Below are 21593 nucleotides of genomic sequence, written 5' to 3'. Positions count from 1 at the left end.
TTATTAAGACATCTGAGATAGAATTTCTTTTGGTTTGAGACGTATTATATAGTTTGAAGCACCAAGTACTGAGATGATAATAATCACACTACCGATGATGGCGACTTTTATTAATTCCGAGTGTGTAATGCTTACATCGATCGAATCAACCGTTTTAGTTGTGACACTTGTATTTGCATCACTACCAAAAGCCATTCCGTTAAGTTCTTGGTTTTGTTGTCGAATCGTTTGTGTTTGTGCTTGTTTGATAATCGACGATCCAATATTTCTCGCAATTTTATCGGTTGTCATAAATGATAACGAAAAGCTTAGGATTGCAATGATTAATACCTCAAGTACAAATTGTGAGAGGATATTTAACTTACTCATACCCATCGACAACAAGATTCCGGTTTCATGAACTCGTGTACCAATCCATAACCAAAGCACGACAGAAAGCATGAGAATGCTCATGATAATAGAACCGGTCACGAGTTTGTTTATAATGCCGTCCATATTATCAAGCGATGATGTTAGGCCCATAAAGGTCTGGTCTGCTTTATGAACAACATATCTAACCCAATCAAGGTCCATATTTTTCACATCCGAGATAATCGATTCAATTTTTTTAGGGTTATTGACATAAAATGTTGCACTTTCGTATAACGGTTTGTGTTCCATACCACGAAGTGTAGCGGCAGTGTTGAGATCGGACAGCATTACATTTTCAAACAATTCTGAAAAATGATTTGCGCGATCTTTATTAGACCCTTTAAAAATACCAATTATTTCAAGTTTTTGAGACTTGATGATGTTTTGATTACGATCTTTAGATTCAGGTATTGTTATAATATCATGGAGTTTTAAACCGTTTAGCGTCGCGAAATCATGATGCACCATTACTTTTTGAAAATCGTCTTCATTTAGATGTCGCCCCTCATGAAGTTCGAGTACTTCTGAAACGAACTTTGAATCCAATTCAGATTTACGTGTTCCTTCTAAATCAAAATGTGATTTTAATAAAGCTTCTTGATCATCTTGATACTTAATTCTACTTTCTTCCAGTTGAACTTTCTTAAGTTGCGGCAGTTGCGCCTCTCCAAAAATGGATGCGTTGAAATCTCGTATTCCTTCATGTTTAGAAATTTTCTCAATCATCATTTGACTAATATTTCCAAAACCTCGATCACCCACCCCCATATTTGTTTGTAAGTTGGTTTTTAATTCAAAACTTGCGTTAATGGACGCATTAATGGATTCTCGTGCATTGTGTGCAGACTTTCGAATTGTAATACTGCTTAAAATGGCAGTGCTTATTAGAAAAAGAATCATAAAAATTAATACGGTTCGAGATTTTTTTCTAAAAATATAAATAAAAGAACGTCTCAATATAGACATTATAATACCTCCTGTAACGAAAACATCGTAATGTATGTATATGAAACGTATATGAATTATTAAAAAAACAATTTGAAAATGAATCGATTGTCTAAGTTTTGTACATGATACGTAATATTTAGGCGTTGGAGGTTTCGTTTCGTAATGTACAAACCGAGACCATTTCCAGTAATTCCCTGTCCCCTGCTTTTATCGTATCGATAAAAGGGTTCAAATAATTTTTCAGTCTCAATGGTTTGATCTGTAAGGTAGATGTTTGAAATAGTCAGACATTGTTCCTGAAGTTCTATTACTATGGTCGTATTGGAAAGACTGTGAACCACTGCATTGCCGATAATATTATTCAGAACATCCTGTATTAAGCGCTTATTGGTATCGACTTCTAGTTGTGATGATTTGAATTCTATGTCTAAGTGTTTATGTTCGATAAGCAATTGATTTTGCTTGATAATATCTGAAATTAGAGCATGAATTGCAACTGTATCATGTTGATGGTCTGGACTGATATCATCGGAACTAGCGTCGAGAATTTGTTTTAACTTGATGTTTGTATTACCAACCAACTCTAGTGCTTTGGGTAGATATTTTTCATGATTATGATACGGTTTGATACCGTATATCATATTTTCGAGAAGAATAGATAAGGATGTTAGCGGAGTTCTGAGCTCATGTGAAGCAGCTTTGAAGAACATCTCTTTCTGTTCTTCAAGATTCTCCATTCTTTTAAGATTATCCTGGAGTGTGCTGATTGCTTTGAGTAATGACGCATACATTTTGTTTATGTGAAAACCTAATTGCGCAATTTCATCATTTGAATCACTTGAGAATGAAATACCCTCTTTAAATGCAGCCATATCATTGGTTATTTTGAGTAAATCGCGAATGGGTTTCGTTATTTTTTTACTATAAACAAAGGCAGCTATACCAGCAATAATGATGCAGAGTACGATTGAATACGGTAATAATTTGAGTGTTAAAGCCTTTATTTCATGTACCGGTTGAACACTCATCATAACTTGAACGTTTATGGGTTCGTTAAAGTTGTTTTGAAATTGAAGTGTTTCCAGTATAACCCCTACTTTATTGAGTTCTCCTGGAGTTTGAACAAATAAATTGCTTTGAATCGCTTGAATCTCTTCAATGGTTAAATCTTCGTTGAACTCTATATGAAATTGCATTAAACCGTAGTAAGGGTAGGATTGATTATTGATGGTCACCTTCATATTTGTATTATTGACATATGCGAAAGTTTCACTTAGATCTAGAATAGACTGATTATCCATATGATTCATATAAGATGTTAGCTCTTGAGTAAGATTTTTCAAATCTTGGTGTTTTTGATTTAAATATAAGGTTGGTATAAATGAATAAAGAATCCCATGAATTAATAGAACAACCGAAATAAGAACAGAAAAGGTATAAATAAAGTTTTTTTGAAAAAGATTAAGTTTATTCATGATTCAGTACCATGACATACCCAAGCCCTTTTACAGTCCTGATGCAATCCAACTGCAAGTGTTTGCGGATGTTTTTAATGTATACATCAATAACACGATCGTTTGGATATTGGTCAACCCAAAGTTCATTAAGAATTTGTTCACGGGATAGAATTTGATTTGGATTTTTAATGAAAAAGTGGATGATTTGAATCTCTTTAACTTTAAGATCGACCACTTCGTGATTGTAATAAGCAGTAAATGTGTCAAAATGAACTTCTGCTTGACCATAGTTCCAAATATTCTTGACGCGGTTTTCATATCTTCTTAAAATCGCTGCGACTTTTTTCTCGAGAATCATCAAAGAAAATGGTTTAATGACATAATCATCAGCAAGATAGTCATAGGAAGTTGTCTGGGTTTTATCATCTCCAAGCGCAGTTACCATCATCACTGCGACATCTTTTGTATTTTTAAAATATTGTAGGAGTTGTAATCCATCTTCGTGAGGAATCATAATATCAAGAATAACAAGATCAAAGTCATGTTGGTCAAATGTGTTACGAGCAGAATGTCCATCTGCTGCACTGAGGACATGGTATTGGTGATGAGTTAAAAATGCCACAATGCCTTCACGTGTAATTTGATCATCCTCAATGACTAATATTTTTTTCATATTGATGCCTCCATATCTAGTTTGAGTATAGTGAACTTCTAAAAGTGTGTCAATAGATTTCGAGTATGGGCCCAATAAAAAACAACCCGATTTGAATCGAGTTGTTTGTCTTTTAAGGCTTAATGTATGCATACCCTTCGGTCTGTTTTTCAATAAGTTCATAAACACCAGTAGGTACTATTCGAATACCCTCGCATAATTCATCTGCATGAATATGATGGGCATTTAATGAGTTTTGACACGCAACGACATCAACCTTTTGATCTAAGAGCTGTTTGAATTCTGATTGATTTTCTGAAACGAAAAGGGTTATTGCATCACCATTAATTAAGAGTTCAAGTTTTTCTAGATTTCTTTGACTTAAATTACGAATATTCGCAATACAATGATTTAATCGTTCAATTTGATTTAAATGAAAAATGACCTTCATAGGATACTCCTTAGTTTATATGGTACATCGTAAACGTACCGGTATCACACAATACATCGTTATCGTCGTATATTTTGATATCAACAACGCATGTTTTTCGTGTGCGACTTAAAACGGTACCAATACATGTAATCATTCCTGTTTGAATACCAGACATGTAATTAATATTCGCGTTCAATGTGACGTAATTATCTCCACGACTGCTTGCCGTATAACCTGCCGTCGAATCTGCAAGCCCAAAATAAAGACCACCATGGACATAACCATAGTAATTCATCGATGCCTCATTAACATGAACAATACATTTCGCATAATCTTCTTTAACTTCAACACATTCAATCTTATTAACAGACATAAAATCTAATTTTTTATCCATTATAAACTCCTACTAATTTTTAAAACTGTGAATGGGTGCCGGAATACGTCCACCTCGATTAATAAAGGATTCACAGCTAAAAGGATTTACCTTCATGATAGGAGCATAACCCAACAACCCACCAAATTCAACCGTTTCGCCTACCCCTTTACCGTATGCTGGGATGATTCGTACTGCGGTAGTTTTATTATTGATCATTCCAATTGCAGCCTCATCACCAATAATGCCTGAGATTGTCGTCGCAGGTGTATCCCCTGGGATCGCAACCATATCTAAACCAACAGAACAAACACAAGTCATTGCTTCAAGTTTTTCAAGTGTAAGTGCCCCTTTTTCCACAGCAGATATCATAACATGATCTTCGCTCACGGGGATAAAAGCACCACTTAGACCACCAACATAAGATGAAGCCATCACGCCACCTTTTTTCACATTGTCATTAAGCAGTGCTAATGCAAGTGTTGTACCGGGTGCACCCGGTTCTTCAAGTCCCATCTCTTGAAAGATTTCACCGATACTATCACCTATTGCAGGTGTCGGCGCGAGTGAAAGGTCGATGATTCCGAAAGGATATCCTAGACGCTTCGATGCCTCTTGAGCAATCAACTGACCAACTCGGGTAATTTTAAATGCAGTCTTCTTTATCGTCTCACAGAGTGTCTCAAAATCTGCCCCACGTGCCGATTCCAATGCACATTTAACAACACCGGGTCCACTGACCCCAACATTAATCACCGTATCAGCTTCACCAACACCATGGTAAGCCCCTGCCATAAATGGATTGTCCTCGACTGAATTACAGAAAACAACAAGTTTAGCACATCCAATGGATTCGCGATCTCCAGTTAGTTTGGCACAATCAAGAATCGTTTGACCAAGCTGTTTAACCACATCCATATTAATACCACTACGACTTGTACCAACATTGACACTCGCACATACACGATCGGTGACTGCTAATGCTTCAGGAATGCTTTGAATTAGCACTTCATCTGCAGCTGTACACCCTTTTTGAACAATAGCACTAAAACCACCAATAAAATCAACACCAACCTCTTTTGCGGCTTTATCGAGAATCTTTGCGGTTGAAACAAATGATGTCGCATTACATCCCGATGCAGCAATCGCAATAGGCGTAATAGAAATGCGTTTATTAACGACAGGAATTCCATACTCATGTGCAATTTCATCACCTATGCGTACTAAGTCTTTAGCACGTGACGTTATTTTATGATAGATTTTTTCATTAAACCGGTCTAAATCAGAATCTGCACAGTCTAATAAACTGATCCCCATAGTAATGGTACGAACATCTAAGTTTTGATTTGAAATCATTGATTGTGTCTCTTGAATTTCGAATTGATTAAGCATAAATCCTCCTAAATTCGGTGCATCGAGGAAAAAATATCCTCACGTTGCATCGTAATGACAACTCCAAGGGTGCTTGCCACCGATTGAAGTTGCTTTGATATTTCATCAAAGGGTTTTGAACATTGTGATAAATCAACAATCATAAGCATATTAAAATATGCATCAACAATTGTTTGGTTGATATCAAGAACGTTAATCTGTTCTGATGATAAATATTGACATACTCCTGAGATAATTCCAACGTTATCTCGTCCTACTACTGTAATAATTGCTTTCATAATTCACCTCTCGGGATAATAATATCACATTCAAAATGGATTTGGACTTCAAACTTAAATATAAATCATTTATTGTTTACTTCGTTCATAAAAAAAGCTTTCTTATTATAGAAAGCTTAAATTACAGGTTTAAAGCGTGTTATTTGTTGAGATTTTAGACGTTACTTTGAGAGCAATCCAAACTGCAAGAAGTCCTGCAGTAAGTTTCCCAATCATCAACGGAAGGATCAACTGTGGTTGAAAATTAGCGGTGAATGCTAGATGGTCACCAATAACAAATGCCCCACAGACTGAAAATGCTGTAATTACGATAATTTCACGATCATCCATCGTATCATCGATCATTGTGAATGCGGCGATCACATTTGCGGAACTCGCTAGAATTCCGGTTGCAATCTTCCGTGAAATATTAAGTTTGTCTGATAAATTTTCAATAGGTTTCTTAAGTTTTGTTTCAATTAGATATACCATTGGCAAGGCACCACTTAACATTAAACCAATGTATCCTGCAACTTCAAGTGCACGTTCAATATCAACGCTATCTGCAATAATAGGATCTAAAGGATAGGTACCAAAAAGATTACTGAAAATATGTGTGAAGTGCTCAAGTATACTGATTGTCAGGATAACCTTTGTGAATATTTCAATAAATTTTGAAAAGTTTTGAAATCCTTTAATCATAAGTTCTGATTTTTTCCAAAGACCAATTGCCATAAGTAAACATATAATAATTAACGGTAGTAAATTTTTCATAAGAATTACAAATGTCATATTTAATAATACTTGTGGTGCATTTGGGTCTGAAGAAACAACGGTTCGGATCATTGGATTGAAAATCATAATAAGAATATTTGTAACTAAAACACCAAACGGAATTGTGATAAAACCAATCATCGTTCCGATTGAAAGTTGTCGATGATATTTTTCATCGATAATCTTAGTGGCAATTGGAATACTAAACACAATGGTAGCACCTGCCATATAACCTACAGTCATGGAAATAATCCATGCTTCATGGGTTTGTGCTAAAGCAGCAGCAAGTTGATATCCACCCATATCAACTGCAAGCAATGATGTCGCTGCCATGGCTGCGTCTGCACCAAATACGGTGAAAAGTGGTGCAATAAATTTTGAGATAAAAACATTGAGAATCGGTAACGCTGCCATAATTCCGGCAATGGGAATAAATAAACCACCAATTGATTCAATGCCTGCTGTGAATTGTTTACCCAATTCGGATTCACTATCCTTAATTGAGTAAAAACAACCAATAACAGCACAAGCCATTATGATGTAGATGACAAGATCACTAATTATTTTCATAGGTTTCCTCATAAAGTGCAAGTGCTTTGTTTCCATAGAATTTTGAGTTATTATACCAAATTGTCAGATATTCACCAACTGCCGCACCATTTGATTCTTGGAAAATAGCCCATACGAACCAATAATAGGATGCAATCGCGATGTATGCGATAAAGTGGCGCTGCATTGATGCGTCCATAGGTGTCTTATTATAAAGTTCAAGAACCTGCATTGCCTCTTCATAAGTATAGTCCGAACATGCAATAAAGGTACCAATATCAACTCCAGGATCATCAACTCCTGCATATTCCCAATCAATGAGGTATAAATCGTTTCCTGAAAACAGAATATTTGGGTCATAAAAGTCACAGTGACATAATCGTAAAGGAACATTATCCTTATCTGAATATTTTTTTACAGATTCAATCAGTTTAAATAACTCATCAAAATCACTGAATACGTCTTTATCTTGTTGTGATAATTTACCAATAAAGTCGCAGGATTTATTCCAAATATTAAACTCAAATTCACCGGATAATTGTTGATCATGCATGTCTTTAATCATTTCGAGTGCTTGCTTTACTTCATCCCATTGATGATAATCAAGTTTTCGAGCTTGATCAATAAAATAAGATAATTTCCATCCTTTTTCGGGATCCATATAAATATAGGAATCATCAAAACCTAACTCTTTTGCTTTTTGTTGTGCAAAAAATTCAGATTTACGGTTTATGTATTCATCAGTCCCAACACCTGGATGACGGTAAATATAAGCCTTACCATCATATTCAAACTTTAGAGATAAATTGGTGAGACCGTCTTTAACAGGTACAATACCCGTGATATCTGAAACTTTGCACTTGAGCACAGACATTATATTATTGAAGATTTCACTATCTTTGATTTCGAGATACGAAGCATCAAAGGCTTGAAGTTCTTCAAGTGAATCAAATTCTTTAATGATGTCTTTGGAATAGACTTCTGCGTACATTGTGAATTGATCCATATGTTCTACATAAACTTTTTCCCAAAGCTTAGATTTAGTCTCTTCTTTTGGATATTCTTGTTTTAAGAGCTCTCCAAAATCGTGTGAGAATGCCTGATCAAAGAATACATGACCAACCATACAATTGTAAGTGCCTGACCCGATGCCGATTTGAGTAATTAGCCCTTCATCCGTAAAATCCGCATAATATTCTCCGCTTTCATGTGTCGTATGTACTTGTACTGGATAAGTAGTTTTATATTCGTACGGATTAAATACATTCTCTACGAAGTAGTTATCGGATGAGCAGATATATGTATTTTTTAATTGATCCAGCACAAGCATCAGTGTCGAAGTATTATTGTAACGATAGTAATCATCATTGACTACAATTTTAACGTTGTACTTGTCTTCTAAGTAGTAAAACTGTTCTTTCATGTATCCTAAAACGATTGTGATATCGGTAATACCTCGCTCATGTAATTGACGGATTTGTCGTTCAATTAGAACTTCGCCACGAACATTCAAAAGCCCTTTAGGACGTTCGTAGGAAAGCGGCGCAAAACGAGAAGACATTCCTGCAGCCATAATGATCGCATTATCGACTCGGTAAGCTTCCATAGCCTCTAAACCTTTTGATGTTATTTTCCCCATTTGATCGAGATAGTCCATATTTATGAGAGCTTGGTATGATGATTTCATTGCTTCATTGTCTATTGCTAGAGCGTGTGTAGCGTCATTTAAACACTCACGCAAAATTTTAAATTGATAGATATTCATGAAATTCTCCTTTTAATAATTTTATCATTTATGTTCAAGAAAGACAATGATATCAAGAAATTGAACAAAAGAAAAAACAACACTTTTTTGTGTTGTTTTCTTAGCAATAATTATTATTTTTTACGTCTGAAAAGTTCTATTAATTCACGTGGGTTTTCGGAAGAAAGTATCGATCCAATCATGATAAAAATAACGAGAATAAAGTTTTTATAGTTAAATGTATGATCGACCATAAACTGGAACAGAAATGCCCATGCTGGATAACTGATATTAAGTCCCATGGCTTTACTTGGACCAATAAGAGATATGGATTTATAGTAAAATGAATACGAAATGGAACCGATGATTCCACTGATAAGAATCATTAAGAATATAGGGTGTTTCACAACTAAAAACTGAAGTTGAGAATAGCCAACTAGTGGCATTATGATCAGTCCATATGTAAGAAATGAAACGAGTTGACGAATCGCAAGTGCAATATGAGATGGTACATCTTGTTTAAGTGCAGTACTGATAATTACGGCTTCACTTCCCCACCCAATAATGCATATAGATATAAAGAATAAACCCGCTTGTAAGTTTATTACCCCTGAACTACCTGTAAATCCCATCAAGACAATCGCGGATATCGCAATAAGAAGGCCTAAAAGAGTTCGTTTATTAGGCTTTTCTTTTAATATTATAAAGCTTAATACAGATCCAAATAGTGGATAAATCGCAGAAATGCTTGCGGAAATTGCAGGTCCAAGATGGTTTATGGATAAGATATAAGCACCCATGCCGATTGGGCCACCTAAAAGTGCTGCGATTGCGATAATCATACCCGACTTCGAAAATAGAACACGTATCAGATCGTTCCCCTGTTTTTGAATCACAATGAGGATTAGTAAAAATAGGAAGGACGCGCCATCATGGATAAATGTTGAGATTAGCGGTGCATTGGATCCAAAAGCTAAGAACATCGTGGATGCCAATACAACACCAATCATAACCGTATCAAGTCCCCAAAAAAGACCTGAAAATAAACCGGTAATCGTTCCCTTATTACGCATTGCGATGATCTCTCAAAACAACCTCATGATTGGAAACACGTTCTGATTCTGGAGGTAATTGCATATAGTCTCCATAGTTTGAAGTCAGAATTTCATCATAAGCTGTTGGAATTAAGAATTCATGGCCTTCAAATACACCTGAAGTAACAGAATCTAAAACTTCATTACGGATAAATGTTGATTTGTAGATGGCGTCGTTATAATTGAACACTAGCATATTCGCATACTCTGTTTTTTCATTATTATATTTTTCAATCCAATATTGACGTTTTTTATAGAGACTTGGAAGCAAGAAATTTACACGATAAAAGATTCGATTTAGATGATAAAAAATATTTTTGATGATACGTTTCTTACCTTTGTCTTCATCGGTAACGAATGTATACACAAATAGAGAAATAAGTTTATTGTAAAAACCTACTTTTTTCTTTTGTTCATCACGAAGTGTTATATCATCAGGAATGTTATCATAAGGAAATATATCAATCCAAACTCCATGATTTATATTAAGGTACTCAGTTGATTTTTCAACAAGCTCAACCTTATTACTTCGAATTTTGCTGAAGGCATGATAGTGATCTTTTTCAGTATCAAAGGATTGATAGAAGAAATCTTTATCCAGTTCCTCCAGTACAATTTTTTCGAATCGATTAAATTCACTGCGAGACATATTGACATCAATATCATCATCCCAAGGAATAAAGCCATGATGACGGATTGATCCTAATAAAGTTCCCGATGAGAGTGAATAGATAATATCATGTTTTCGACAAATGCGATCGAATTCGACGAGAACATTCAACTCTTCTTGCTGTAATTTGTTCATTTAGTCCTCCATAGACAACGCTAAGCGTGCATATTTATGTGCATAGTGGTATTGATCCAATGCATAACTTCCAAACGATTCCCCGCTGGCTTGTTTAAATTGAGCCCATAAAGCCCAGAGATATCCTGATAAACTAACATACATAAATAAGATTTTAGACTCCTGTTTTGTAGGTTTTCGTTCAAGATAGATTTCAAGTAATTTTAAGATTTGATCATCTTGATGTCCTGAGTAAATTGCGTGCATCGCGATATCTAATATTGGATCGCCCATGGCTGCATACTCCCAATCTAAAAGTCGTAAAGAACCATCATATAATTTCACGAAATTCGATTCCACTGGATCAATATGACATAAAACTTTCGGACGCTCAAGTGTATTAAGATAGGATATTTCTTCATCAACGAGTCTTGATACCTCATTGATATCATCGAATAAAATCGCATTAGAATCTTTACATAAAGTCATATAATATGCAATGCGTTCTTCTAAATTAAAGGAATGACTCACTGAGATATCGCTTGAGTGCAACATTCGTAAGATACTAAAAGCTTGCGGTATATCATCTTGGGTAATCGACTCACAATTATCATAATAACGTGAAATTTTATAACCGTTTTCTGGGTTGATATAATAAAGCTTATCCGATAACTTTAAGTGATTAATTGCCTGGTACACTTTCGCCTCTTCGCGTCGGTTTATCAGTTGTTCAGTTCCTTTTCCAGGAGCCCGAAAAACATAAGACTTGTTATTGACTCTAAAGATAAAGGAATCATTTGTCATCCCTTTTTTCATGGACTCAATTCCGGTTATCTCATTTGATGTAACTCCGAAGACATTACAAATAATTGAAATCATTTCATTTTTTGTCTCGGTAATATATGTCGTATCAAAAACACGTAACTCTTCAATTGATTCGAACTCGAAGATTGACTCTGGTTCGACCTCGTTTGAATAAATTTGAATTTGATTGATTCGATCGAGCCAGCAGTTCTCCCAGTAATACTGCTCTTTTCCAGCAATCTTAATATCCTGATTAACTGCTTTAATTATTTTTTGGGATGTTTCGGCGTCAAAAAATGTGGGTCCATAAAGGCCAAGTACATCCTTGCCGCCAATTTCCATCTCGGTAATAAGGCCGCTTGGTGCTGTTTTTGCAGTCCATTCATCCGTTTCACCTTCAAAAAACGTTGTAGCGTACCAAGATTTAAATTCATATTTATGGAACATATTTTCCATTATATAGATATCTGATGGCATTATTAAAGTGTTTTTCATAACATCTTGTGCATGATAAATCGTAGAAATGTTGTTGTATCGATTATAATCGGGATTATGAATCAATTTGACCCCGTATTTTGTTACGAGATATTCAAATTTCTCTTTGAGATAACCGACTACGACATATATTTCTTTAATGCCTACTTCTTGAAGTTGTTTGATGAGACGCTCGACCATGCGCTCACCGTGAACTTCCATAAGACCTTTAGGTGTTTCATAGGTATAAGGTACAAACCTTGATCCAAACCCTGCAGCCATAATAATTGCGTTATCGACCTCGTATTCTTTAAGAAACCTAAGTCCTTCTTTTGTAATTTTGAAATTATTTACATATCCTTGATTGATGCAATCATTCAAGAGTGAATTGACTTTCCCTAGGGAAAAATTTGTGTGTTTACTTAATTCACGCTGTGATGAAATTTCTTGCTCAAGTAACGTTCTGAGAATATAAAATTTCGAAAACATAAAACCCTCCGTTCAATTTTGCTTACATATTGTAACATTTGAACGGAGGGTTTTCAATTACCGTTGATACAACTTAAGAGTGTTTGACACAAATGTATGGGAATCGTGTGACTGACTATCAAAGTGATCAAAAGATATATTTTTATTTGAATTGAGCTCATGTACAATTGCTTCCAAATCTCCTTGGGGAACAATTGTCATAAACGGCTTAATCGAAACTTCTTTATTACCACCTGTATCATATGCAATCACAGGTGTATGACAGCAGAGTGCTTCGATATTTGTTGTAGGATAGTTATCCTCATAGGTTGGATTGATAAAACGGTGCGAGAGTGTGTAATACGCTGCAAGTTGCTCTGCACTGTCCGTTCGTAATACACCATCAATTGCAGTGGGTAAAGATTTCTTTTGCTCTTCAGTCAAACCAATCAGTACGATTTTATAATTATCAGAAATCATGGTACTTAACTTAATGAAATCGTTTAAGCCTTTGCGCTGCTCCCAAATGCTTGCAACACCAAGTAAAACGAGTTTATTCTCATATTTTTTTGTTAATTCTGCATCATATGTAGGCTTAAAGAGATTGGTGTTAATGCCGTTATGGATTACTTCACACGGGTACTGAGCTAAAAAACTTTTTGCAAGTAACTCTTTAAGCCAATAAGATGGCGTAACTAGGGTTAAATTATCAAGCCCACTGAATGCCTTTTTCTTCCATAGAAAATTTTTCTTTTGACGTTTGAATACTAATGCTTCAGGGTAATCACGTGTCGAATTGCATTCAACACAACCTTCATCCCATGTTTTACAACCGTGATAATCAAAATAAGCACTGCTACCACTGATTGGCCAACAGTCATGAAAGGTCCAATAGATTTTTCCCTTAAATGTTTTTAATGCCTCAAACAGCATTTCAACATTTAAGTAGTATCCGTGTAAATTATGCAAATGAATCACATCCGGATTAAAGGTTTCAATTTTTTCAATTAGTTTTTGAGTTGCACGATTTGAATGCAGTCCATGTCGGTTAAAGACACGCGTCATGAAAACATGACTGTATGTCGTAAGCTTATCACCAATATAGAACGTATCCGTATCTTCTTTTGCCTGATGACGACCGTAACATATTAAAACTTCGTGGCCTTCTTTTTTTAGTCCGTTTGCGAGATCACGTACAATTTTACCCGTACTTCCGTAGTCACAAACCGAATTAACAAATAGAACCTTCATTATTTACTCCAAACATTGCGATTTATGTAGTCAACATAAGAAATAATAATACGTAATATTTTTTCAGATACATTAGGCATGCTGTAATCAGAGACATAGCGTAATGTTTCCGGTTCTTGTTCTTCCAATACTTCTAGCCCTTGTAAAATACGTTCTTTTTCAAGTCCTACCATCATAACGGAGGCTTCTTCCATAGCTTCTGGGCGTTCATGAGCTTCACGTAGATTAAGTGCTTTAAATTTAAGAATCGATGATTCTTCACTAATCGTTCCACTATCACTCAGAGTAGCTTTAGAATCTACTTGAAGTTTTACGTAATCATTAAATCCCATTGGTTTCATAATTTTTACAAGCGGGTTAAAAGATACACCTTTCGCATCAATCATGTTTTTTGTACGTGGATGTGTACTTACGATAATTGGCATTTGATATTTTTCTGCGATAGCATTTAAACTATCTACAAGATTCAAGAAATTTCTTTCTGAGTTAATATTTTCATCTCGGTGTGCTGAAACTACAAAATACTCGCCTTTTATAAGTTCAAGAGATTCGAGAATTGTACTTGCAGCGATATCTTCCTGACGGGATTGGATTACTTCATACATAGGGCTTCCAGTTTTAATAACACGATCTGCGGAAAGACCTTCTCGTAATAAGTATTCACGTGCAATGTCACTGTAAGTTAAGTTGATATCTGAAATATGATCGACAATTTTACGGTTTGTTTCTTCCGGAACACGTTGGTCAAAACAACGGTTCCCAGCTTCCATGTGGAAAATTGGAATATGTTTGCGCTTTGCAGCAATTGCACAAAGACAACTGTTAGTATCCCCAAGTACTAAGAAAGCATCAGGATTTACTTCTTCTAAAACAGGTTCAATATTGATAAGGATATTACCAATCGTACCAACAGGTTTTCCTGTAGCGGTTTCCAAAAAGTAATCTGGTTTTCTAAGTTTAAAATCATTAAAAAACACTTCATTTAATTCGTAATCGTAGTTTTGTCCTGTATGCACAAGTACATGTTCAATTGCATCACTTGATTCTAAGCGATTAATCACAGCAGATAAACGAATAATTTCAGGACGTGTTCCCACGACAGTCATAACTTTTAGCTTTTTCATCTAAACCTCCAAATAGTGTGTATCGGGCGTATCAGGATCAAATGGTTCATTTACCCACATAACCGTGATTAAATCAGTGTCACCCGTGTTAATAATATTATGTGTATAACCGGTTGGAATATCGATTACCTCGAGTTTTTCTCCAGTTACATGATATTCAATAATTTCTGTTTCAAAGATATCTCTAAATTGGATACAACCTTGACCCGAAACAACGAGGAATTTTTCATTTTTACTGTGATGCCAGTGATTTCCTTTTGTGATTCCAGGCTTAGAAATGTTAATGCTTACCTGTCCCCGATCTGGTGATTTTAGAAATTCAGTAAATGAACCACGATCATCACATTTCATATCGAGAAAATAGTTAAATTCATCCTTAGGTAAAAATGAGAGATATGTACTATACAGTTTTTTCTCAAAGCCTTCTTTGAGATTGGGTACAAAAAGTGAATTGCGTGATTCTTTAAAAGAATGTAAGAGATCTGCAATCTCACCTAAAGTAACATCATAAGATGTCGGTACCGTACAGTAAACCCCTTCAACAACAGTAGGAGATCCATTAATAGCTCGCATTATTTCTAAAACAACATCATCAATATACATGAGGTTTAATGAAATACTTGGATCGTTGACGTGTATGGGTTCATTTCTTGATATCGCATGACACCATGTCGCAATAACCGTGTTGTAATGAGGACGAGACCACTTCCCAAATAGATTTGAGAAACGATAAATCCACACCTTAGCATCCATTTGTTCCATATGATTAATTAAAACAGTTTCACCTTCACGCTTACTTCGTCCATAATCATTATCAAGCGCTGCTTGGATGCTGGATGAAACAAGAATGGGCGCTTTATTGTTGTTTTTGGCTAATGCATTGCATAGAAGTTCTGTAAAACCAACATTACCTTTTTTAAATTCTTCAGGATCTGTAGGACGATTAATCCCAGCAAGATGCACGACCACTTCTGCTTGAGAAGCATAATTTTCAAGTTCTTCAAGTGAATTATTGCGGTCATACGCAAGTACAGTGTGACCAAGATGATTTAGTGTTGCTACAAGATTTTTCCCAACAAATCCCGAAGCACCTGTAACAAGAATTTTCATTTACATCATGCCCTTTAGTTCATCTTTAATTTCATAAAGATCGACTAACTTAGCCTTGATTTCTTCAACATTAAGTCGGTATGTGTTATGAGAATTATATTCTTGTTCCTCATGAATTTCTTCACCTTCCATGAAATATTTATCATAGTTGAGATCGCGTTGATCCATAGGAACTCGATAATAATCTGTAAGATCTTCAGCTTTTTCGAATTCTTCTTTAGTTAAAAGCGTTTCATAAAGTTTTTCACCGTGACGTGTTCCAATAATTCGGGTTCCTTTTTGGTATCCTGTAAGTTCTATGATTGCCTGTGTTAAATCTTCAATCGTACTTGCAGGTGATTTTTGGACAAAGAGATCACCGGGTTCACCGTGTTCAAAAGCAAATAATACTAATTCAACTGCTTCGTCTAAACTCATTAAGAAACGTGTCATATGTGGGTTTGTAAGCGTTAATTCTTTACCATTTCGAATTTGTTCTAGGAATAATGGAATTACAGATCCTCGTGAAGCCATAACATTTCCATAACGGGTTCCACAAATAATAGTATTTGTTTCTTTTGCAATACGTGCTTTCGCAACAAATGTTTTTTCCATCATAGCTTTTGAAATTCCCATTGCGTTAATTGGGTATGCAGCCTTATCTGTCGATAGACAAACAACGCGTTCAACACCACAATCAATGGCTGTTTCTAAGACATTATCCGTTCCGATAATGTTTGTCTTTACAGCTTCAATTGGGAAAAACTCGCAGGAAGGAACTTGTTTTAAAGCAGCAGCGTGGAAAATATAGTCAACACCTCGAACTGCATGAATCAGTGATTCTTTCTGACGAACATCTCCAATATAAAATTTTAAGCGATCATCATTGAAAAACTTACGCATGTCATCTTGTTTTTTCTCATCTCGAGATAGAATGCGAATTTCTTTAATGTCTTCATTTAAAAGACGACGTACAACGGCATTTCCAAATGAACCGGTACCGCCTGTGATGAGTAATACTTTATTTTTAAACATATTTTTTACGCTCCCATGTGTTTTATAATTATTTCATATGCGTGTGCAACGGTATAATGATTCATTAAGTATTCATGCCCCTTTGCACCCATTTCTATTCTTAAAGTCTGATTGGATACGAGCGTATCAATTGCTTGATACCATGCCTCAACATCCGTACTTTCAATCCCAAATCCATATTGATTCGTCATTGCAATCGTTCCGATATCAGTCGCTGTGTCTGTAGCACAAACAACGGGTTTAGAAGCCTCAAGATAGGTCAAGAGTCTTTGCGGATAATTAGGTATCGTAAAACGATGATCTAAGAATATCAAACCAACATCACATTGACTTACAAGACTATTATATACCCTGCTTTCAAGTTGCCCTAGGAAAAGTGTGTTGGATATATTGTTTTCTTGAATAAAGGAAGTAATCAGTTCTTCTTTTGCACCCGACCCTGCGATTAAAAATACAATACGATCATCATTTTTAATGCGATCGATACATTCGATCACAAATGGAATTGCCTGTGGTGCCCCTAAGTTACCGCCATAGAGAAGAATCGTTTGGTCATCACGAATGGAATACGTCTCACGAATGGAAATGCTGTCATGAGCCGTATTGTTTTCGTTAATATCTAATGCGTTTGGTAAGATTTCGAGTCGTCCTACGGTAGATGGATGATGTTTTTCCATATAGTTTAGGTTCGCAGGCGACATCGTGCCAATCACATCAAACATTTTGTAGAGTGCTTTTTCTTTATGAGAGAAGAAACGATGAATCAAACCCATTTCTTTCATAAATCCAAGATCAACGGCATTTTGCGGAAAGATATCCTTGAGCATTAAGTAGAGTAACGCGTTTGGATTCTTTGTTTTAAGATAATTAACGGTTTTTAGTAGTGTTATAGGGGGCGTTGAATACAGAATAAGATCAAACGATTCATGTCCCAGATGTTTTTTCAGCGCATTCTTGAATTGTGAATCAATTCGAAGTGTTGCGATGCCTTTATCAATTAAATTACTATTTTTCGTTAAATTTCCAGTTTTAATGCCAAGATAGTGTATACCAAATTGTTCATAATACTCTGTTTCTTGGCCTAAACGTTTTTCACGAGCATATGCAATCGTAACATCATGTCCTTTTTTCTGAAATTCAGAAAGTAGATCAAAGTAAATACTGTGACGATGCATCCCTGAATTTGTTGAACTTAAATAAAGTACTTTCATAGGACCTCCTTAATATTGCCACAATAAAGAACCATCTTTATTGTAAAGGCGTTGACGACAATATGTATCTACAGTGATAACACCATCCGGTGCAATCCGATAAAAATCATTACTTAAAACAGGTACAATGGGTTCAAATGACTCATCTACATAAATAAAGAAATGATAATCAATGTATTCAAGATCTAGAATCTTGTAGGCATAAGGTTTGTTGAATTCAACATATTTTGCACTTATGATTTCATCTTTATAAGGAAACATATTAACAATGCTTTCAGGAAGTTTCTCAACATCGTAAGATTTGACATCAAGTGCTTGTGTTGTGATTTCTTGACGTTCAAGTGAATCCTTGCTTAAAGCTTCTTGAATGTGTTCTTCGGTGACTTCTTTACCCGATAAATCAAGATACTCTGTAGATTTAAAAGCTTGTTTTAAGTCATCATTAGGAGTAAATGCAACCAGCGAACCATAGACTGTTGGTTTACGTTTAAAGGTCGGTTCTACAATCCAAGTTCGATCGGTTCCTAAAATTCCATACAGTTCTGATTCATGATCCCACATTGCATAATAGGAAAGATTCTCTTGATACTTTGATGATGAAGGTAACGCGGCTTGAGAATCTAAAAGCTCATCGCGCTCATCATTACAATTACGTCGAACTGTTAGATATGCAAAACGATTGTCATAATCATCATAGCTCGGACGATTGAAAATTGTGTTAAATCGTAATAGCTTGTTTGGTCCACGATAATTAGATTGGTGCATGTAGGCATTGATATCTTTGTAGAGAAACAAACCTGTAAAACATGCGAGTCCTGTATAGATTAATCCATTCAGAACTTTTGAGTCTTTTAAGAAATAGTGGTCAAGTATATATTTGAATACGACGATGCAGAGAATAAACGTATAAATCGTTGTTCGACCAGCAATTAATTCTGAGAATTTCAAACAAAAGTAAACTGCAAATCCAAGTAAAGTCGAATCAACCATGAATTTCTTAAATACGGAATCCGTGATTTTATCGTAGTGATAAAGAATTACTGTAGCGAATGCAATACGGACAATTCCTGCAAAGTTCAAGACTTGTGTCTTCGCATCAATATATCCCATTATTTTCTTAGATCCTGGAATAAATGGAAGGTGTGCGAGTACGCGTTGCCATGGAATGAATGCAAAAACAAAAGAAATACCAAGAACAATGATCAGTGTTTTTTTATTCCATTTAACGTTGCGTGCTAAGAATATAATCGGTAGGTAGAATAATACAGAAATATGGAATAGCGCAAGTGCTGCTACAAGTAAGATTGATTGCTTTTTGGATAGATTTTTTTGAGGATTAAAGAAGTAATAGGACGCAACTGCCATAACAAGACCTTGACGAATTGCACTTAAATTCCAAACAAAGAAAAACATACCAATAAAGAGAATCAGTGAAACGAGTGATGAATCCGTCGTCTCATCAATCCATTTTACAAAGAAAGCGAGTGTAACGGCTCCAAAAAAACCAATAAAAAATTGGAATGGTAAACCAATGGATTTAAATATAAATATAAAAATGCGAAATCCGAGTTCAATGTTACTTTGATGGTCTAACATTTTCCCAAACGTTGTTACGTTTTGTAAATTATAGAGATATTCATAGGAAAAATAATCTGTACCTACACCTACTCTAAAAATTACGATAATAAAAAGTGGGACCGTTGCCAAATAAAACTTTTGCTTTTTTGTTAATTTTGGTAATAAACTAACAATAAAAGGAAATACCAGTGCAAAATAGTACATAATTACCTCCAATAAAATAATATAAAATAATAAGTCTTAAAGATAAATTCCCTAAGACTTAAACGAGTTTAAAACCCTTCTGTACTGTCTTTTTTAAAAATAACTACAACAGTGCGTAAGATTAATTTAAAATCAGTCCAAATTGAATAGTTTTCTATATACATAAGATCCATAAGAAGTTTATCTTTTGGAGATGTATTGTACTTACCCTCGATCTGCGCTAGACCTGTTAAGCCTGCTTTAACCTTCAAGCGGTAAGCAAATTCGGGCAACACTTTTTGATAAGAATCGACATTTTCAAGCATTTCAGGACGAGGACCTACAATGCTCATTTCACCTTTAAGTATATTGATGAGTTGGGGAAGTTCATCCATACGAATTTTACGAAGAACCTTTCCAACTGATGTGATTCGGTCATCATGCTCTGTAGCAGAATAATTTTCAACATTTTCTTTCATTGTTCTGAATTTATAAACATCGAAAATGCGTCCGTCAATTGTCGCTCTTTTTTGTTTAAAAAGAATTGAGCCACCATCATTAAGTTTGATAGCAATTGCTGCGATAATCCAAATTGGTGATGATAAAATGGCACCAACTACGGCTACAAAGATATCCAGAATTCGTTTTAAAACACGTTGTTCGAAAGATAGACCTTGAATATTTACCTCAACCATAGCCTTATCATCGACAACCATCGAGAACCCTGATAATTCAACAATATCCGAAATCGAAGGCGCAAACATGAAATTTAATTGATGCTTGTAACAAAGATCAACCAGACGTTTTCGCTCACTTATAGGTGTTTCTAAGATTACAACATAATCAACATTGTAAAGCATTGCTTCCAAATTCGGATCATCAACAGCAATGCAACCTAAAATATCATATTGCAGCTTAAAACGCTCTAAATAATGTTTAACTTTACCTAAACTCACTTGGTCGTTTTCATCATATACAATAATAGTACGAGACGGCTTGTACATCTTGAAGTAAATATAATTGCCTAAATAGGAAAAAATCACAATCCCAATAATCTGAATGAGTATGGTATAGAATAATAAATCCAATTGCTCAATTTTAAAAGATTGATTGTTATTAGGATTTGTATTCATGACCATCAATTGAAAAAATGTCGCTAAATCCGTTAACATAATTGCAATCGTTGAATTATAAATAATTGGTTTGCTCTTTTTTACACCAATTTCGAAAGGTCCGTAAACCTTAAGCATTAAAATGCCAATCAAGATAAAGGTCGATCCTGTAATGACCGCTGTTCTTGACCAATTTTGTAGCGCAATATTTTCTTTGCCAAAGAGATAAAAGAATACCGCTGCTAAAAACACAAAGATAAATCCCTTTAGAGCCACAATTACTAATGACTTTAGATTTTTACTCATATTTTCTCCTAATTATTAACTACTACCCGTAAAACACAAATTCGTTTTCATATAGAAACATTTTTATATTTTTAGTAATCAAATACGTTA

General features: G+C 35.1%; 19 protein-coding genes. All 19 read right to left on the bottom strand.

Annotated features, from left to right (window positions below; all coding sequences use genetic code 11):
• Positions 1-3: 3 nt before the first annotated feature.
• Positions 4-1377: an ABC transporter permease gene (locus EL194_RS07600; protein ID WP_003773667.1), complete on the bottom strand. Its 1374-nt coding sequence runs from the start codon at positions 1375-1377 to the stop codon at positions 4-6.
• Between the two features lie 59 nt (positions 1378-1436).
• Positions 1437-2834 carry a sensor histidine kinase gene (locus tag EL194_RS07595; protein WP_003773665.1) on the bottom strand — a complete coding sequence of 466 codons (1398 nt, stop codon included), beginning with the start codon at positions 2832-2834 and terminating at the stop codon, positions 1437-1439.
• On the bottom strand, positions 2827-3489 hold the full coding sequence (locus EL194_RS07590; protein ID WP_034886564.1) for a response regulator transcription factor: 663 nt from the start codon (positions 3487-3489) through the stop codon (positions 2827-2829). Before EL194_RS07590 ends, EL194_RS07595 begins: the two co-directional genes overlap by 8 nt.
• Before the next feature lie 112 nt (positions 3490-3601).
• Positions 3602-3919: a DsrE family protein gene (locus EL194_RS07585; protein ID WP_003773660.1), complete on the bottom strand. Its 318-nt coding sequence runs from the start codon at positions 3917-3919 to the stop codon at positions 3602-3604.
• A 10-nt stretch (positions 3920-3929) separates the two neighbouring features.
• Positions 3930-4295, bottom strand: coding sequence for a PaaI family thioesterase (locus EL194_RS07580; RefSeq protein WP_003773658.1), 366 nt, complete (start codon positions 4293-4295; stop codon positions 3930-3932).
• Between the two features lie 12 nt (positions 4296-4307).
• Entirely contained in the window at positions 4308-5666 is a 1359-nt protein-coding gene (locus EL194_RS07575) for a PFL family protein (protein WP_003773655.1), read from the bottom strand.
• An 8-nt stretch (positions 5667-5674) separates the two neighbouring features.
• Complete coding sequence (locus tag EL194_RS07570) at positions 5675-5944, bottom strand: ACT domain-containing protein (protein WP_003773653.1); 270 nt, start codon at positions 5942-5944, stop codon at positions 5675-5677.
• A gap of 129 nt (positions 5945-6073) precedes the next feature.
• Positions 6074-7267, bottom strand: a complete 1194-nt coding sequence (locus EL194_RS07565; RefSeq protein ID WP_003773651.1) for an ethanolamine utilization protein EutH — start codon at positions 7265-7267, stop codon at positions 6074-6076.
• Positions 7254-9011, bottom strand: a complete 1758-nt coding sequence (locus tag EL194_RS07560; protein ID WP_003773650.1) for a phosphotransferase — start codon at positions 9009-9011, stop codon at positions 7254-7256. The genes EL194_RS07565 and EL194_RS07560 overlap by 14 nt, the downstream gene beginning before the upstream one ends.
• Positions 9012-9124: 113 nt before the next feature.
• Positions 9125-10063 (bottom strand): DMT family transporter, encoded by a 939-nt coding sequence (locus tag EL194_RS07555; RefSeq protein WP_003773649.1) that lies wholly within the window; start codon positions 10061-10063, stop codon positions 9125-9127.
• Positions 10056-10889: a LicD family protein gene (locus EL194_RS07550; protein ID WP_003773647.1), complete on the bottom strand. Its 834-nt coding sequence runs from the start codon at positions 10887-10889 to the stop codon at positions 10056-10058. Before EL194_RS07550 ends, EL194_RS07555 begins: the two co-directional genes overlap by 8 nt.
• Positions 10890-12635, bottom strand: coding sequence for an NTP transferase domain-containing protein (locus EL194_RS07545; RefSeq protein ID WP_003773646.1), 1746 nt, complete (start codon positions 12633-12635; stop codon positions 10890-10892).
• Between the two features lie 57 nt (positions 12636-12692).
• The gene (locus EL194_RS07540; RefSeq protein ID WP_003773644.1) at positions 12693-13865 is read right to left on the bottom strand and encodes a glycosyltransferase; all 1173 of its coding nucleotides are present in this window, start codon (positions 13863-13865) and stop codon (positions 12693-12695) included.
• Positions 13865-14989, bottom strand: coding sequence for a non-hydrolyzing UDP-N-acetylglucosamine 2-epimerase (gene wecB / locus EL194_RS07535; RefSeq protein WP_003773643.1), 1125 nt, complete (start codon positions 14987-14989; stop codon positions 13865-13867). Before wecB ends, EL194_RS07540 begins: the two co-directional genes overlap by 1 nt.
• Positions 14990-16099: a polysaccharide biosynthesis C-terminal domain-containing protein gene (locus tag EL194_RS07530; RefSeq protein WP_003773640.1), complete on the bottom strand. Its 1110-nt coding sequence runs from the start codon at positions 16097-16099 to the stop codon at positions 14990-14992. It abuts the gene before it with no gap.
• Positions 16100-17113, bottom strand: a complete 1014-nt coding sequence (locus tag EL194_RS07525; protein ID WP_003773638.1) for a polysaccharide biosynthesis protein — start codon at positions 17111-17113, stop codon at positions 16100-16102. It abuts the gene before it with no gap.
• Between the two features lie 5 nt (positions 17114-17118).
• The gene (locus tag EL194_RS07520) at positions 17119-18324 is read right to left on the bottom strand and encodes a glycosyltransferase family 4 protein (RefSeq protein ID WP_003773636.1); all 1206 of its coding nucleotides are present in this window, start codon (positions 18322-18324) and stop codon (positions 17119-17121) included.
• A 9-nt stretch (positions 18325-18333) separates the two neighbouring features.
• Positions 18334-20106: an EpsG family protein gene (locus EL194_RS07515; protein WP_003773634.1), complete on the bottom strand. Its 1773-nt coding sequence runs from the start codon at positions 20104-20106 to the stop codon at positions 18334-18336.
• 68 nt (positions 20107-20174) lie between these two features.
• Complete coding sequence (locus EL194_RS07510; protein ID WP_003773632.1) at positions 20175-21503, bottom strand: exopolysaccharide biosynthesis polyprenyl glycosylphosphotransferase; 1329 nt, start codon at positions 21501-21503, stop codon at positions 20175-20177.
• Positions 21504-21593 lie beyond the last annotated feature (90 nt).

Origin of the sequence: Erysipelothrix rhusiopathiae, from assembly GCF_900637845.1 — a bacterium.
Lineage (GTDB): Bacteria > Bacillota_I > Bacilli_A > Erysipelotrichales > Erysipelotrichaceae > Erysipelothrix > Erysipelothrix rhusiopathiae.
The sequence above is the reverse complement of the archived record's forward strand: the minus strand, read 5'-3'. Positions and strand labels throughout refer to the sequence as shown.